The sequence below is a fragment of the Aliidiomarina maris genome (assembly GCF_003987335.1).
GTDB lineage: Bacteria > Pseudomonadota > Gammaproteobacteria > Enterobacterales > Alteromonadaceae > Aliidiomarina > Aliidiomarina maris.
Genome location: NZ_PIPK01000003.1, coordinates 89,297 through 105,893, shown reverse-complemented (window position 1 = coordinate 105,893; position 16,597 = coordinate 89,297). Strand labels below are relative to the sequence as shown.

15 protein-coding genes are annotated in these 16,597 nt (G+C 48.8%); 14 read left to right on the top strand and 1 reads right to left on the bottom strand.

The window, feature by feature from the left end; genetic code table 11:
- Positions 1-16: 16 nt before the first annotated feature.
- From CWE07_RS04735 to CWE07_RS04680, 12 genes are all read left to right on the top strand, one after another.
- The gene (locus tag CWE07_RS04735; protein WP_111568523.1) at positions 17-871 is read left to right on the top strand and encodes a flagellin N-terminal helical domain-containing protein; all 855 of its coding nucleotides are present in this window, start codon (positions 17-19) and stop codon (positions 869-871) included.
- A 217-nt stretch (positions 872-1,088) separates the two neighbouring features.
- Positions 1,089-1,949, top strand: coding sequence for a flagellin N-terminal helical domain-containing protein (locus CWE07_RS04730; protein WP_111568525.1), 861 nt, complete (start codon positions 1,089-1,091; stop codon positions 1,947-1,949).
- 197 nt (positions 1,950-2,146) lie between these two features.
- Positions 2,147-3,004 (top strand): flagellin N-terminal helical domain-containing protein, encoded by an 858-nt coding sequence (locus CWE07_RS04725; protein ID WP_111568526.1) that lies wholly within the window; start codon positions 2,147-2,149, stop codon positions 3,002-3,004.
- 181 nt (positions 3,005-3,185) lie between these two features.
- Entirely contained in the window at positions 3,186-4,034 is an 849-nt protein-coding gene (locus CWE07_RS04720; protein ID WP_111568527.1) for a flagellin N-terminal helical domain-containing protein, read from the top strand.
- A gap of 452 nt (positions 4,035-4,486) precedes the next feature.
- The gene (locus CWE07_RS04715; RefSeq protein ID WP_157983218.1) at positions 4,487-4,915 is read left to right on the top strand and encodes a flagellar protein FlaG; all 429 of its coding nucleotides are present in this window, start codon (positions 4,487-4,489) and stop codon (positions 4,913-4,915) included.
- A 13-nt stretch (positions 4,916-4,928) separates the two neighbouring features.
- Positions 4,929-6,335 carry a flagellar filament capping protein FliD gene (gene fliD, locus CWE07_RS04710; RefSeq protein WP_111568529.1) on the top strand — a complete coding sequence of 469 codons (1,407 nt, stop codon included), beginning with the start codon at positions 4,929-4,931 and terminating at the stop codon, positions 6,333-6,335.
- 51 nt (positions 6,336-6,386) lie between these two features.
- Positions 6,387-6,818 carry a flagellar export chaperone FliS gene (fliS, locus tag CWE07_RS04705; RefSeq protein WP_111568530.1) on the top strand — a complete coding sequence of 144 codons (432 nt, stop codon included), beginning with the start codon at positions 6,387-6,389 and terminating at the stop codon, positions 6,816-6,818.
- Positions 6,815-7,096 (top strand): flagellar protein FliT, encoded by a 282-nt coding sequence (fliT, locus tag CWE07_RS04700; protein WP_111568531.1) that lies wholly within the window; start codon positions 6,815-6,817, stop codon positions 7,094-7,096. Before fliS ends, fliT begins: the two co-directional genes overlap by 4 nt.
- Before the next feature lie 90 nt (positions 7,097-7,186).
- On the top strand, positions 7,187-10,024 hold the full coding sequence (locus CWE07_RS04695; protein WP_111568532.1) for a 6-hydroxymethylpterin diphosphokinase MptE-like protein: 2,838 nt from the start codon (positions 7,187-7,189) through the stop codon (positions 10,022-10,024).
- A 21-nt stretch (positions 10,025-10,045) separates the two neighbouring features.
- Positions 10,046-11,272, top strand: coding sequence for an acyl-CoA synthetase family protein (locus CWE07_RS04690; protein WP_111568533.1), 1,227 nt, complete (start codon positions 10,046-10,048; stop codon positions 11,270-11,272).
- 151 nt (positions 11,273-11,423) lie between these two features.
- On the top strand, positions 11,424-12,713 hold the full coding sequence (locus CWE07_RS04685) for a UPF0149 family protein (protein WP_111568534.1): 1,290 nt from the start codon (positions 11,424-11,426) through the stop codon (positions 12,711-12,713).
- A gap of 12 nt (positions 12,714-12,725) precedes the next feature.
- Positions 12,726-13,145 (top strand): hypothetical protein, encoded by a 420-nt coding sequence (locus CWE07_RS04680; protein ID WP_111568535.1) that lies wholly within the window; start codon positions 12,726-12,728, stop codon positions 13,143-13,145.
- Between the two features lie 92 nt (positions 13,146-13,237).
- On the opposite strand, the gene rpsT is transcribed toward CWE07_RS04680, so the two are convergent.
- Entirely contained in the window at positions 13,238-13,504 is a 267-nt protein-coding gene (rpsT, locus tag CWE07_RS04675; RefSeq protein WP_111568536.1) for a 30S ribosomal protein S20, read from the bottom strand.
- Positions 13,505-13,966: 462 nt separating this feature from the next.
- Here rpsT and murJ point away from each other — a divergent pair, with 462 nt between their 5' ends.
- Together murJ and ribF are read left to right on the top strand one after the other, a co-directional pair.
- On the top strand, positions 13,967-15,478 hold the full coding sequence (murJ, locus tag CWE07_RS04670) for a murein biosynthesis integral membrane protein MurJ (RefSeq protein ID WP_111568626.1): 1,512 nt from the start codon (positions 13,967-13,969) through the stop codon (positions 15,476-15,478).
- A 144-nt stretch (positions 15,479-15,622) separates the two neighbouring features.
- The gene (gene ribF / locus CWE07_RS04665; RefSeq protein WP_111568627.1) at positions 15,623-16,549 is read left to right on the top strand and encodes a bifunctional riboflavin kinase/FAD synthetase; all 927 of its coding nucleotides are present in this window, start codon (positions 15,623-15,625) and stop codon (positions 16,547-16,549) included.
- Positions 16,550-16,597: the final 48 nt, after the last annotated feature.

The window sequence follows — 16,597 nt, the reverse complement described above, 5'->3', positions numbered from 1 at the left end:
GGCCAGGAGAGCAATTATGTCTTTATATGTAAACACCAACGTATCGTCATTAAATGCACAGCGCCAATTGATGACTTCAAGTAATGGTTTGAACACTGCGTTCGAGCGTTTATCGTCAGGTTTTCGTATTAACAGCGCAGCGGATGACGCAGCAGGTCTTCAGATCACCAACCGTCAAACCTCGCAGATCAATGGTTTGAACCAAGCGGTTCGTAATGCCAACGACGGCATCTCGTTAGCACAGGTTGCCGAAGGTGCCCTACAAGAAACTGGCAACATGTTGCAGCGTATGCGTGAACTGGTTGTGCAGGCAGATAACGGCATTAATGAGCAGGAAGACTTGACTGCAATTCAAGAAGAGATTTCTCAACTTCAGCAAGAAATAGACCGTGTTGCAAACACGACCGAGTTTTCTGGCAAGAATGTTTTGGACGGTCAGTTAGACGTGGGCTTCTTAGTTGGGTCACGTGGTACATCAGAAGAACGTATCACCATTGCCTTGAGCGCCGGCAGTGCCAATGAAGCTTTCGACCAAGCCGGTTTAGGTATTGACGGGATTGATGTATCAAGTATTGATAACAGTGACGCAAACCCAGTCGAAGGCTTCTTAAGCAACATTGACGCAGCAATAGCCACAGTTGGTTCTGCTCGTGCTGAGTTAGGTGCAATTCAAAACCGTTTCCAATCAACCATTGCGAACTTGAGCAATATTGTTGAAAACGTGTCGGCAGCGCGTTCACGCATTATGGACACTGACTTTGCGGCAGAAACAGCGAATTTAACTAAGTTCCAGATTACGCAGCAGGCTAGTACGTCAATTCTTGCCCAGGCGAATCAGCGTCCACAGGCAGCGTTGTCACTGTTGGGATAAGCAGTTTTGGAAGATCCCAGTTAGCAAGTTAAGGGAAATGGGGCAACTTGCTAATTGGGTTGACAGGGAAAGCCGGAATCGTAAAGATTCCGGCTTTTTTTGTTAAAGATTTAAATTCTCTGGCCGACACAATAACCGTAGGGGAAAAAATGAGCTCAGCAATTGAGCTTAATACGATAAAAAATGGCAGCGAGTTAACCCTCGCAAAGGAGATGTTATGTCTTTATACGTAAATACAAACGTATCATCGCTTAACGCCCAGCGTCAGTTAATGACATCTGGTAACGGTTTAAACACCGCGTTTGAGCGTCTTTCTTCAGGTTTTCGTATCAACAGTGCGTCTGACGATGCGGCAGGCTTGCAAATCACGAATCGTCAAACGTCGCAAATCAATGGTTTGAACCAAGCGGTTCGTAACGCCAATGACGGTATTTCTTTAGCTCAGGTTGCTGAAGGCGCGTTGCAAGAAACTGGTAACATGCTTCAGCGTATGCGTGAGTTAGTAGTGCAAGCGGATAACGGTATCAATGAAGACGAAGACTTGATCGCAATCCAGGAAGAGATCACTCAGTTGCAAGCGGAAATTGATCGTGTTGCAGGCACCACTGAATTCTCTGGTAAAAATGTACTCGACGGCGAGTTGGATGTAGGCTTCCTGGTTGGGTCTCGTGGAACATCAGAAGAACGCATTACCGTGCAACTATCGGCCGATGGTTCAGGTACGACCGTAGCGTTTGACTCATCAGGTTTAGGTATTGATGACAGCGTGATTGACGTGACTGGTTTAGGTTCTGGCGCTGCGCCTGTTCAAGCTGCATTGAGTGCCATTGACTCTGCGATTGCGACGGTTGGTTCAGCCCGTGCGGAATTGGGTGCAATTCAGAACCGCTTCCAATCTACCATTGCGAACTTAAGCAATGTCGTTGAAAACGTGTCTGCTGCGCGTTCACGTATCCAGGACACTGACTTTGCTGCTGAAACTGCGAACTTAACTAAGTTCCAGATCACCCAGCAGGCTAGTACCGCAATTCTTGCACAGGCGAACCAGCGTCCACAGGCTGCATTGTCGCTACTGTAAGCTACGTTCCCCTCGCAAAAAAACCGAGTTTCGACTCGGTTTTTTTGTGCCTGATTTTCATTAAATATTTATGCCATAAAAAATGCCTAAAGAATAAAAAAATATCGCCGATACATCTAACGTAGGGGATACATGCAAGCTAAGAGGTTGGCTTGTATTTTTAATGGCAGCGAGTGCAAGCTCGCGAAGGAGATGTTATGTCTTTATACGTCAATACCAACGTGTCATCGTTGAATGCGCAGCGTCAGTTAATGACGTCAGGCAATGGCTTGAATACTGCGTTTGAGCGTCTTTCATCAGGCTTCCGTATCAATAGTGCGTCAGACGACGCGGCGGGCCTGCAAATTACCAACCGTCAAACATCGCAAATTAACGGCTTGAACCAAGCTGTGCGCAATGCCAATGACGGTATTTCACTAGCCCAAGTGGCCGAGGGCGCATTGCAAGAAACTGGCAACATGCTGCAGCGTATGCGTGAGCTCGTGGTGCAAGCTGACAACGGGATTAACGAAGCTGAAGACTTGACCGCTATTCAAGAAGAAATTACCCAACTGCAAGCGGAGATTGATCGCGTTGCAGGAACCACTGAGTTTTCTGGCAAAAACGTGCTGGACGGTTCGTTAGATGTCGGCTTCTTAGTCGGGTCACGTGGCACCGCTAACGAGCGTATCAGTGTAACCCTTTCAGCAGGCACAGCCGCATCGGGTGCTTTTTCATCAGAAGGTTTGGGTGTCAATGCATCAGCGATTGATGTGACCAACTTAGGTAGCGGTGCGAATCCAGCGGAGGCGGCATTAACTGCAATCGATGCAGCAATTCAAACCGTTGGCTCTAAACGTGCGGAGTTGGGCGCGATTCAAAACCGCTTCCAATCTACCATTGCTAACTTAAGCAATGTGGTTGAAAACGTGTCCTCAGCGCGCTCGCGTATCCAGGATACTGACTTTGCGCGTGAAGCAGCGAACTTAACCAAGTTTCAAATCACGCAACAGGCCAGTACGGCAATTTTAGCCCAGGCGAATCAAAGACCGACGGCAGCATTGTCATTGTTATAAGTACGATACCCTACCGAGAAGACCGGGCTTTGCCCGGTTTTTTTGTTTTTGCACAAAATAATGCTAAAGCTTTGCAGTGAGCATCCGATATCGATGATGTAGGGGATTGTATGCAAGCTTGTGGTTGGGCTTGCATTAAATAAAAAATGGCAGCGAGTGAAGAGCTCGCAAAGGAGAAGTTATGTCTTTATACGTAAATACAAACGTATCATCGATTAACGCTCAGCGTCAGCTAATGACGTCGGGTAACGGTTTAAGCACCGCATTCGAGCGCCTTTCATCAGGCTTTCGAATCAACAGCGCGTCTGACGATGCGGCGGGTCTGCAAATTACGAATCGTCAAACATCGCAAATTAACGGCCTCAATCAGGCTGTGCGAAACGCGAACGATGGCATTTCATTGGCTCAGGTTGCTGAGGGCGCGTTGCAAGAGACTGGCAATATGCTTCAGCGTATGCGAGAGCTAGTAGTTCAAGCTGACAATGGCATTAATGAAGACGAAGATTTAACTGCAATTCAAGAAGAAATCACTCAGTTACAAGCTGAAATTGACCGTGTTGCTGGTACCACTGAGTTCTCCGGGAAAGAGGTACTTGATGGCTCTCTAAGCGTCGGCTTCTTGGTAGGATCGCGCGGCACTTCAGAAGAGCGTATCACTATTTCTTTGGGAACAGGATCAGGCGGCAGCGGTAGCTTTGACTCGGCAGGCTTAGGTGTCGACGGCGTTAGCGTATCAGGCTTAACCGGAAGCGCGCCAGTGGAAGGCATTTTGAGTAATATTGATGCGGCAATCGCTTCTGTAGGATCGGCGCGTGCTGAACTGGGTGCAATTCAGAACCGCTTCCAATCTACCATTGCGAACTTAAGCAATGTGGTTGAAAACGTGTCTGCTGCACGCTCGCGTATTCAAGATACTGACTTTGCTGCAGAGACTGCGAACTTGACTAAGTTCCAGATTACTCAGCAGGCAAGTACCGCTATCTTGGCGCAGGCGAACCAAAGACCGCAAGCGGCGCTTTCTTTACTGTAAACAAGTTAAAACATCCCCTCGCGAAAATGCCAAGCAATTGCTTGGCATTTTTGTTTATATGGTTTGGCGTTTTGAATGAAAGAACCGACTAGTCAGGAAAAGGAGGTTGTAGGGGGGCATCCTGACTAGCCGGTTGACAGACGTTGTAAACTTCACATTTTAAATACTGCATGCAGTGTGCCAAAGTTTTAAGATTTTTAGATTTAAATGTATTTATATTTGAAATCAACTACTTACGATTCATTTAAAATTATCGCTTTATTCGCAGCTAGCTGAGTAAAGCCAATTAAGGCGAAGTCCGCCAGCATAGGTATGTTGTGCCAAGGGCAATTTATTGCCTCTGCGATGTAAGTCTAGGCAGAATATTGCCGCAAAAACAACTAAAGTTGTTTAAAATACGACCGATATAGATATGGGTACATATTTTCCACATGCTAATTGGGGGGCATGTTATGAGTGTAGAATCATCGAATACTGGGTTTAGCGACGCCGCGCGGATAGTCGCTAACCAATCACGAGAAGAAAAAGTAATTGAAAATCAGCCGGATAAAGGTGCGCTGCTGGTCGAGCAGGAAAAGCTCGCAGTAAAAATGGCGGAGCAGGCTAAACGTTCAGACAACGAAGTCGATATACAAGATACTGTGCAAGCTGCAGAAGCGTTATTAAGAGTGGCACAAAACCTGAATCAAGATATTCAGTTTTCGTTGCAAGAGGCGCCCAACAGTTCGCCCATTATACAAGTTATCGATCGGGAAACGGGCGATGTCATTCGTCAAATTCCGTCTGATGACTTTTTGAAGCTTGCTGGGCGCATGCAGTCGCTCACACAGAATGAACAACTAGACAGTGCGACAGGTCTGTTGATCGATAGTCGAGTTTAGTTAGGAGGAAGTTATGGGAATATCATCGTTAGGCGTAGGCTCAGGCATAGACCTGGAAGGTTTGGTACGCCAGCTCGTTCAGGTGGAGCGCGCTCCAAAACTTGAGCGTTTGGACAAACGTGAGAACGAGGCCACGGTCAGCTTGTCAGCCTTGAGTCGTTTCAAAAGTTCAATGACCAAAGTTCTCGATTCGGTGAGTGTCCTATCGGACCCGCGACAAGTCTCAGCACGCTCGGCACAACTAAGTGGCCAAAGCGAAGAAAATCCTATTTTATCAGCAACGGCTTCGACGTCGGCTGCACGTGGTAATTATAACATTTCGGTCGAGTCTCTTGCGGTGGGTTCGCGGGCAGAGAGCCAGGGCTTCGCCTCGGGTAGTCAGGTAATTGCTGATACAGCCGGTTCTCTAAGTTTTGAAGCAGGGCCGGATAACCAATTCACTGTGGATATTGAAGAGGGCGCAACGCTGGAGGACATTGCGCGCGCAATCAACCGTCAAAGTGATAATTTTGGCGTCAGCGCGAGTATCGTGAATACGGGTGGCAGCAACCCGCAGACATTTTTAGTGTTTGATTCGACTATCACTGGCGCCGCCAATGAGCTTTCGGTTAGCAATAACAACGCCGACCTTGATGTGTTATCGACGGTTGCGACCGGTACCACGGCTGGCGTAAATATAACCCGAAGTGCTGCCGACGCCGAAATCGATATTGACGGGATTCGTGCCTTTAGTTCTACCAATGATTTCAAAAATAGCATTCAAGGCGTTGATTTGTCAGTCGAGCGAGCTTCGCCAGGGGAAACAATCCGCTTGGCGGTTGACGTCGACCGCGAAGGCATTCGGAAGAATGTTGACGATTTTATTGCCGCGTACAATGGCATGATTGATGAAGTAAACAGACTAACCGCTTATAACGAGGGTGGCGAGAATGGCGCTCTGATTGGTGACTCGTTAGTACGCTCTGCGCGCAGCAAGTTAAGTAGCATTATTATCCGCCCTGTAGCCGGAGCTGACGAACAACTGAATTCGTTGTTTAAGCTCGGTATAGTAACGGATAATGATGGCAAGCTAGCGTTCGATACCCGCAATATCGGTGGCGGAACGGGTGAAGAGCGTTTCACGAACGCACTGGATAATAACTTTGCGTCAATTGAATCGTTATTCGCAGGCGAAAATGGCTTGGCAACGCAATTAAAGAATACCATTGAGGAATTTACCAAGCCTGGTGGCTTAATTGACGGACGAGAACGTATTTATGAAAATCAGAAAAAGCGTGTCGAAGCAGACCGTGTGCAGTTTGAACGCTATATGGAAAATTATGAGCGCACACAGCGGCAAAGGTTCTTGTCTTTAGATAGTCAAATTGCGCGTTTAAATCAGAGCACTGACTTCTTGTTTCAGAGTTTAGCGCAAATGTAAGTGTGGATAATGTATCAAGAAACGCAATTTAAGTAACCCTTGAGGTGGATTATGTATAACAAAGGTGTGAAGGCGTATCAAAATGTTGGCGGGCGAGATCAGGCCAGCACTGCTGATCCTTATGAGATTATTCAAATGCTGATGGCTGGCGCGATTCAAAAGCTAGCGATTGCTAAAGGTGCGATTGAGCGTAAGGACTACTCAGTTAAGTCAGAAAACTTAACTAAAGCGCTGTCAATTGTGACCGCACTTCAAGATGGTTTAGATATGACCGTTGAGTCAGAGTTAGTCACCAATATGTTTGAGCTGTATGACTTCGTTAAGCGCCAAATAATTGATGCGAGTGCTCAGAACAGTATTGCTGCTGTCGATACATCTATCCGCATCATGCGGGATTTGAAAGAGGGGTGGGATTCCATTCCTTATGAAGCGCGTATGCAAGGGTATGCAGAGCGCGAAGCGAAAGGGGTTATGTCACTGTGAAGCAGACTTTAACTGCGATCACTGAGCTCAACGATGCTCTGGAACATGCGCTTAAACTTGAGGAGCCTGATTGGGACGCGTGTGCTGAGTTGGTCGACCAGCGTGATCAGGTTCTAGCCACCATCGAGTTGACGGTGATTGGGCTGAAAGCGGAGGTTGAGCGCAGCATTGCGCTCAACCAGCAACTGACTCAAGGCATGCAAAAAGCACAACAGCAGATTGAGCAGTCTTTGGTGCAAGTGAATAAAGGCAAGAAAGCACGCGCTTCCTATGAGTAAGGTTTGTTATCTCGCTTGGGTTCCCATATAGTTGTGGCATTCAACCATACGAATGCACTGACGTAGCCACGCGAGTTGGAACCTTCAAATATGTTTCAAAAGAAAACTTTTTTTACGCCTTCGCAAACTGATATTCATGCACACACACTTAAAGCGGTCACTTTGAGTGCCACGACTAAACTAAAACTTAACAGCCTTTTTTTTAGTCAAACCTTGCCAGCGTTACACCAGCAAATACAGCGTGTAGATACGCCCCGCTTTCGTACTTTCTATACCAAGTATGGAAATTTGAACTTACTTGACGAGGCAAGTCAGCAGGTACTGTATGGTCGTAAGCCAAGCCTGCAAAGTGCTGAAAGTGGACGTGCGTTTATTAAAGCACCGCTTACTCAACCGATGTCGAATGACAACCGGCCCCTACAACCTTTGCTAAGTAAAGCTGCCAAGCCCTTTGCAACTAAAACTTGTAAGTGGCAGCAAGTCGGTGAAATTGACGACGATAGCGTGGTTGTGGTGTTAGGTTTAGGTTTAGGTTTATTTCTCGAAACCTTGATTCAGAGTTCACGTGCCAAAGCCATTGTTATCTATGAAAAGCATGTAGATATGTTGCGTGCCTCGATGGAGCTTATTGACTGGCAGACATTGTTTCAGCAAGCAACAGACAAAGGCATCGCGCTATTTATTCAAGCTGGCAATAATGCGCATAGTTTGAATGAAGACTTAGTTGAATTAGCACAAGCGATACCTTTCCAACGCGTGCATTACTATCGTCATTATCCGGACATCGATTATGATCGTGCGCTTCTGGCAAGGTTCGGCCAAGCGCTCGACATCAACACATGGGACTTTCCGCTGCAGGCGTGTTTGGATATCGCGCCTGACCAAGAGGGTACTAACGGCGAACGCTTTAGACACAATCAAGCGCAGTCACTGGCTTTATTGCGAGACTTAAAGCCACACATGGCAGACTTCTTTAAACAAGTGAAGTTTGTCCGTTGGCAACCTTATGTGAATCAGCAAGGGCAATTGAATTTACTTGATAGTGCCACAGGGTGGCCACTAAAATCAGATAACCAAGATGCTGAACTAACAAACTTAAGCATTGCGCAACTGAGCCGCACGCCTGGTACTTATCGCACAGATGGGGCCGTTACCGAAAGCATTCGAAAGAATTACCGTTATTATCAGCTGTTGACGAGCTTTGACACCGAACGGGCTAAACTTTCTGCACTGCCGAGTAAAACCATGGAAGGGCGTTCTTTACCATTTCCAGGCCTGCTATTGAACGGAGTTGGCCTTGGTGATGAGTTGTGTGCTTGGCTTGAGCAAGTTGAGTTACCGAATTTATCGGTAGCGCTTTTGCTGGAGTCAGACGAGGAAAAACTCTATGCGTCATTTGCAGCTAGCCCTTGGTTGAGTAAGCTGAGTCAGCGCTTAGACCTAGGTAATGCGTTTACGTTTTTACTCGACAACCCAAGTTTTGGCTATAAAGACAGTATGGCGTCGGTGTTTTATACATTGCCAGGTGCCGGTATTGCGGCTTCGCTTTATTTAAACTTCAATAACAGCGCTCATGGTAGAAAGGCAATGAATAGCTTTATCCAAGCGCACCAGCGCTTGCTCTATGCCGCTACTTACGACGATAACCTTTATCATATTAACCATGCGGTCGCTAATTTGCGCGCGGGCACACGGGTGTTGAGTAAGCGCGTGCAGGATCGAGAGACGCCAATTATTTTAGTTGGTAACGGGCCATCGCTCGACCAAAATATGGCGTGGCTGAAAGCACATGCTGACCAGGCTATCGTAGTGTCCTGTGGTACGAGCATTTACACATTATACAAAGCAGGCTTAGTACCTGATTTTCATAGTGAAATTGAAATTGTCAAAGTGGTTGCGGAAATGAAGCAAAGCATGCCCACTGACGTGCTTAAACAGATAGATTTATTGGCAACTATTTCCGCGCACCCTGATTTGATTGCGCAATTTGGCCAAGCGCATCTAATTGCTCGTAAAGGCTTAGAGGTAACTAACTTACTGAAACTGCAACAAGCGTTACCAGAAGGGCTGATAGAAACCCTGGACGGGGCGCCGACTTGTGTGAACCTTGCAGCATGTGTTTTTGCCGAAGCAGGCTACCAGAACTTGATTTTCTGTGGAGTCGATTTAGCGGCCCGCGAAGACGGCGCCCACCACGCTAGTAATTCCTATTATGACGACGTGAATTTGAAGTTACTGCATGGTTTTGCGGAGAAGTCTAAAGTTGCCGAGCATATGTTGGTGGAAGGTTTTGATGGTTCGCAAATGACTTCTAAGGGGGAATTTATATTTGCTCTTGATGCATTGGCGCAAATATTTAAGCGTTTTCCGGCAATCAAAGCGGTTAACTTAAGCCGTGGCGCGCACATTCCAGGCACTACTTGGCGCGACGACAACGAGTTTCAATTAGCCGTAAAGCAGATCGATAAAGGTAGGTTTAAAACTCGCTTTGGTAAAGGCTTTGCACCAACTCAGCCACAAGGCGAGTTGTATTCTGCAGCGCATCTGGTTGAGCTGGTGGATTATTTGGCGAGCCAGATGCAACGTTTAGAGGCACAGGTGGAGCGTCTTGAGCTGGGTGTCTTTGATTACTTTAAAGCGTTTCGGCAACTACTTGTTCACGCCGAGGCAGACCCTGCGCAGTGGTTAATCGCGTTGTTTGCTCGAAGTTCTAAGTTTTTTGAAGCGCAAGCACTGGCTTATGCTACAAGGTACTATGAAACCCATGAGGTCACGGCTCAGGAGGCTTTCGAGCAAGCGTTTCTCATCGCATTTAAGCATTGGCAGCAATTTTACCGTAACGCGATAGCCGATTTACAGGCTGAGCCTTATCACTTTGAAAATAGCTCGCTAAAAGCCAATAAGATGCTTGCAGCAGATGCAGGGTAATCGAGAGGTAACGGCCATTCAATGAGTACCTTACAAGCTTATCTAGCCCAGTTTAATGACAAAGCGCAGCCCCGCGTTCACAGCTACGCCACCAACGTCAACAGCACGCAAACCTTCCGTGCGGTGGCTAAACAAGCCTCAAGTCTGCGTCAACAGCTAAGCCAATTGGCGGGCGCACGCGTGGCGTTGACCATGACAGCGAGTAGTGATGTGCTTACAACCTTGGTGGCACTGGATGGCTTAGTGGAAGAGTTGATTGTATTGCCGGTGGACGTCAACCCGCCGTCAGGCTGCCATTTTCACATTAATGAGCGTGGCGCACTACGCGAGTTAGAGCCGTGGTCGGCCAACCCCATGCCGGTGCAAACCGGGTGGTCGCTGCGTGACGAGCAAGGCCAATTGGTGAGCTTTACCCTGGCCGAGCTATGCAACAACCCATTGGTGGCGAGTGGCAACCGCGACAAACCGCTGCGTTGGGGCGTGCTGCAAGAGCCTGCGCAGCTTGCGGGCTTAATGGTGTGGTTGCGGGCACTTAAGCATGGCGAAGATATTGTGTTGGCCCAAGCAGATAACCTTACGGCTTTGGCTCAGATGTTTGCCCACGCTGGCGTGACCGCGATTGCAGCACCGCCGCGTCTATGGCGTAGCTTGCTGGCATCGAACGAGCCGCTGCGCTTACCGTTGCAACTTGCTATCGTCAACAGCGCTATGGCGGATGCAAGCACACTGCAACGTATTCAATATAGTTTTAGTGGCGTGCATGTGGCCCATGCATTTTCACACACAGGTGCTGGCTATAGCTGGTTAGTGCGTGACGGTGAACCGGGTTTTCCTGCACACTTGCTGCAAGTAAGCGACGCGCCGGTGAAACTTAACGTCGTAGACGATAGCTTGTGGATTGAGCTTGGCGAGAGTGGGGCGCGGATCCAAACCGATTATGTGGTGGAGCGAAATAGTGATGGCCGCGTGATGATTGTTGGCGAACACAGTCACAAGGTCAATGTTGGCGGTCGTGATGTATTTGTACAGCAAGTTGAGCACGCGCTGTTGGCAGTGCCTGGTGTGGTTGACGTGCAAGCGGGCTCGATGCCCAACCCTGTGTTGGGTGAGCTGATTCGTGTTGATATACTGGCGCCACAGCATCGCACGGTGGCAGAACGAAAAGCGTTTAAACGCCAGCTTCAGGATCATTGCCGCGCTGTGTTACAGCCGTGGCAACGCCCCGCGCGTTATGACTTTCATGGTTGACAGTCAATCGTCATAGCGGCGCGATAGACTTGCCAAGGCATGCCCTATGCGTTTTATAATAGCCACGTAAATTTGTTTAAAGTGATACACTTATAAAACTTAACAGGTCCTGGTATGTGGACTTTGCACGCAACACCTCGGGGATAACAGCATGGCGCAAAGCGCACAACAGCTAGCAGAGCAGTTGGCAGATAAAATTAAACGTGCGGGCACCAGCGCAGAGGCGCCAGTGGTTGAGTTACAGGTTAGTGAGTTGGGCCCGGCGCTTGAGCTGTTGCAGGCACCTTGGGTGGTTGAACAGCGCAACCTGGCTAAGCAAGCTTTTAAAGCGGTGATTGCCACCCATGATGCGCAAATTATCGCTCAAGCGCTGCGTTATGCGGATGAATCTTTATTGGTGTCGATGCATGACTATGTATTGAACCATGGCGTGCCGTTCTTTGATGCCAACGTGATTGGCGAACTGGATGGTCTAATTCAAGACCATAGCTTATCCCCTCAGCGACGTCTGCAGGCGGCACAACTGCTGCATTGCCACGTCAACTTGCACCCTGAATATTACGGTCGCATCGTCGCGGTGCTGGGTGCGCGCCTACAAGATGCTGAGAACAACCCCGCCAAAGTGAATGCTGAGTTGGTCGATACCTGCGTGAATTTACATGCGGACGAGCTGATGCCAGCGATTGATAAGGTATTTGCCAGCGGCAACGTGCAACACCCAACGTATACAACGGCAGAGGCTGTGCACGCAGCGATGCATGTTCCCAGCACTGCATTTGAGCAAGGTCTTGAGCTCTTCATGGTCACTAAAGAGCTGGATGAGGTGCGCCATGACATCGATGAGTTGATTAAGCAGCGCTTAACCAGTCGCGACTCAGCCCAAGCCGAGCAGGATTTACCGTTAAGTCACTTGGGTGAGCTGGATGGCTTTTTACATGCGCTCGCGACCAGCCCAGTGCCTGTAGCCCGTTCATTATGGGTGGAGCAGTTATCTGCCTGCTTATTGCATGCGCTCGACAGTGATGAGTCGCGCGATCAGTGTTTAGAGAAAATCACTACTTACTATGCGCAAATCAAAGATGCGATGACCGTGGGTGAGGCTGATCCGCACTTTGAAGGTGCGTACGCAACCGGTGTCAGCCATATGCAAAGCATGCAGCCGTGGGCACGGGGCTATTTGCTCGGCTTAGAATTATGGCAAGCGGATGAGCGTGCCCAAGCCGAAGCCTTTGATTCTTTTGCTGAGCTGCAGGAATTTTTGCAGGCGCTGGCACAAGATCAGCGTTTGCCTGAGCAATATCAGTCAATGGCCAATAGCGATTACGCGATGATAGTCCAGCTGATGACGCAACGGGTGTTTAGCGACTTACATGATACCTTGAACGACAGTTTTGATGCCGATGAGGATGATTTACAAGGCTTCTTCGACAACTTTAACTAAGTTGAGAGAAACATGACGTATTCAGAATTGGAATTGGCGTATATGTTGGTCAGTGCGAAAGGCACGGGTCTTGAGGTCAACGCCTATGTCGATCGCAGCAATGGTGACATTCATATCGATAATATCGAACTTAATGAAGGTGACGAGATTCCTGCTGACTTAGCCGACGGTGCTAAGTACGCCAAAGTGCCAGGCCAGCAAGATTTACTCAACGAGTTAGAGTTGATGCAGTTACTGGTTGAGCGCTACTTGAATGGTGACGAACAAGCGGACTTTGATCAAGCGACTATGGATCGTGCCGACGACGAGGCGGTCAGAGCCGGCATTCAGTATCTAAGTTCAATTGGTAAGCTGGCAATGTGGCGAAAGTTGGTCAGTGGAGCGCAAGAGCGCGCGCTACGTAACTGGGCTACCGAAGAGGGGCTGCTTTAGGCAGACAATCCCAGCAGGGCATGATGCTTGAGGTCAAATTCCAGACACAAAAAAACCGGCAACAGCCGGTTTTTTCTGATTCAAGCGCGTAATTAAGCAGCTAATGCTTTAATTTGTGCGTTCAAACGGCTCTTGTGACGAGCAGCTTTGTTTTTGTGAATCAGACCTTTGGCCGCGTAACGGTCAAGGATAGGCGTCAATTCAGCATAAGCAGTAGATGCTTTGTCTTTGTCGCCCGCAACGATAGCTGCGTTAACTTTCTTTAAATACGTGCGCATCATTGAGCGACGGCTTGCGTTGTGCTGACGGCTTTTCTCGGCTTGAACCGCACGTTTCTTAGCAGACTTGATGTTAGCCAAGGTAAACTCCTAAATTCTGTAGATGGTGTGACGTTTGTGCCTTTATTCATAAAAGACGGCATTAACTGACAAGAAGTTAGATGCAATGCATGTAACGTCATCATTAAAGGCCGCGGACTATATCCGAAGACGGGCGCAAAAGTCAATTACGTTGATAAATTTTGTGCGCATATTCTACCCACGCAAGGCATGAACCGCAACAGTTATTTGTATATCATTTACGCGCTAAAGCTATGCCTTGGCAACACATGCAGCTACTATAGGCAGCTTGCATAGGGTTACACCGCACAACGCAATACGATGCGGCGGCTCATGAACAAATAATAACAGCAGGACGCCCCTTTGAGCGACAATGTAGACAACGCCGGTAAGCAACCGAACGCTGGTGCCGGGAATGCCAAACCAGCGACACCAAAAGCAGCCGCACCGCGCTTACTGAGATCTGGTTTAGTCGTCAGTGCAATGACGTTTATTTCGCGTGTGCTCGGCTTAATACGTGACATTGTGATTGCGGCTTTAATGGGCGCGGGCCAAGCGGCCGACGTTTTCTTCTTTGCCAATAAAATTCCTAATTTTCTGCGCCGTTTATTTGCAGAAGGCGCTTTCGCGCAAGCGTTTGTGCCAGTCCTGACTGAATATCATCGCGGCAAAAGTATGGACGAAACGCGCTTATTGATTGCGCGGGTGGCAGGTACCTTAGGCACTATTATTACGGTGGTGACCTTGTTGGCGGTGATTGGCTCGCCGGTGGTGGCAGCGATTTTTGGGTTTGGGTGGTTTTTGGACTACTGGCAGGGTGGCCCAAATGCTGAAAAATTCGAGCTGGCGAGTTTACTGCTTAAAATCACCTTTCCTTACTTATGGTTCATTACATTTACCGCATTGGCGGGGGCCATTTTAAATACCATTGGCCGCTTTGCGGTGGCGGCGTTCACCCCGGTCTTTCTAAACATCGCGATTATTGCCGCTGCGCTGTGGTTAGCGCCCCAGTTAGCCCAGCCTGAAATTGGCTTGGCAATCGGCGTATTTGTTGGCGGCTTTGCACAGTTTGTATTTCAAATCCCATTCTTAAAGCGCGCAGGCTTCCTGGTGCGTCCGCGTTGGGGCTGGAATGACCCTGGGGTCAAACGCATTCGCATTTTGATGTTGCCGGCAATATTTGGCGTCTCGGTGAGCCAAATTAACTTGTTGTTTGACACTTTAATCGCCTCATTTTTAATGACGGGTTCGATAAGTTGGCTGTATTACGCCGATCGGTTGCTGGAATTTCCCTTGGGCTTATTTGGTATCGCGATAGCGACGGTGATATTGCCTGCGTTATCGGCACGCCACGTCGACCAATCTCTGCAGCATTTTCGCGCCACCTTAGACTGGGGCGTGCGCGCTGTCAGTGCGTTAGGCTTGCCGGCGATGGCGGGTTTGTTTGTGCTGGCGCAACCGATGCTCATGGTGTTGTTTATGCGTGGTGAATTTAGCCCTGACGACGCGCGCATGGCGTCTTATAGTTTAATGGCGTATGCCAGTGGGCTGTTGAGCTTTATGTTGGTGAAGGTTCTTGCCACGGCGTTTTTCTCGCGTCAGGACACGAAGCGGCCGGTGAAGTACGGCATTATTGCGATGGTCACCAATATGGTGTTTAACGTGGTTCTCGCCATTCCCTTTGGTTACGTTGGGCTGGCGCTAGCGACCGCTTTATCGGGTAGTGTGAATGCATTGCTACTTGGTTGGGTGTTGCACCGTGAGGGCGTGCTTGAGCTGCCAGCGAAGACTTGGTTGTTCTTTGCCCGCATTGGTGGTGCGACACTGGCGATGGTAGGTGCATTAGTTTGGGCGTCGCCTGATATCAGTCAATGGTTAGCGGTGGGTAATGCCACCCGAAGCGCTTGGTTGGCTGGTTTGATTCTTGGCGGTGGGGCTGTGTATGGGGTTACTTACTTGGTACTCGGTGGCAGGCCGCGGCACTTACGTCACTAGTAAGCGCCATTAGTAAGCGCCATTAGTAAGCGCCATTAATTACGCGATGCTAGCGCGCGACGTAATTTCCTGTGCTTAATCCCGTGATACTGCATGTATTAGTGGATGAAACCTAGTAGCGCTTTGCGTTATACTCGTGCGCTTATGGAACTGATTCGCGGATTACATAATATTGCGCCGGCACACCGCCACTGTGTTTTAACCATTGGCAACTTTGACGGCGTGCATTTAGGTCACCAGGCAGTATTGCAGCGGGTGCGTGCGCGCGCGCAGGAATTACAGCTGCCAGCAGTGGTGATGACCTTTGAGCCACAACCGTTAGAGTTTTTTCGCCCTGAGCTTGCACCAGCGCGCTTAACCACGTGGCGCGAAAAGCATGCATTGCTGGCTGAGCAGAATATTCAGCGTATGCTTTGTACACCGTTCAATGCCAAATTTGCCAGCCAGTTACCGGAAGATTTTGTGCGTGATGTGCTGGTGGCTAAATTGGGCGTGAAGCTTTTGGTGGTGGGGGATGATTTTCGCTTCGGTAAAGACCGTGCTGGCGATTTTGAATTTCTGCAACAAGCCGGTGCGCGTTATGGGTTTGCTGTCGTTGATACCCAAAGCTACCGTCAGGAAGCCCAGCGGGTATCATCCACACTGATTCGCGATGCGCTGGCCGAAGGCCAGTTTGGCTTGGCCAAAGACATGCTCGGACGCGAATTTACGTTGTCTGGCCGGGTGGCGCACGGCGCCAAAAAAGGTCGCACGATAGGCTTTCCAACTGCGAATGTCGCGCTAAAACGGCTGCGCTCGCCTTTACAAGGGGTCTTCGGGGTGCAGGCTGAAGTGGCTGGTAAGCGCTATCAAGGGGTAGCGAATATTGGACGGCGACCCACGGTGAATGGACTTGGGGTGCAGTTAGAAACCCATTTATTTAATTTCAGCGGCGATTTATATGGCCAGCAGATGCAAGTGACCCCCCTGCACAAAATTCGCGACGAGATAAAGTTTGATTCATTAGAGGCGCTGCAACAGCAAATTAAGGCCGATGTTATGCAAGCACAGGCATACGCGAGCCAAAATTAGTGCACCGCCCTTATATTTATTTGATCCAGATATAACTGACATAGAGCG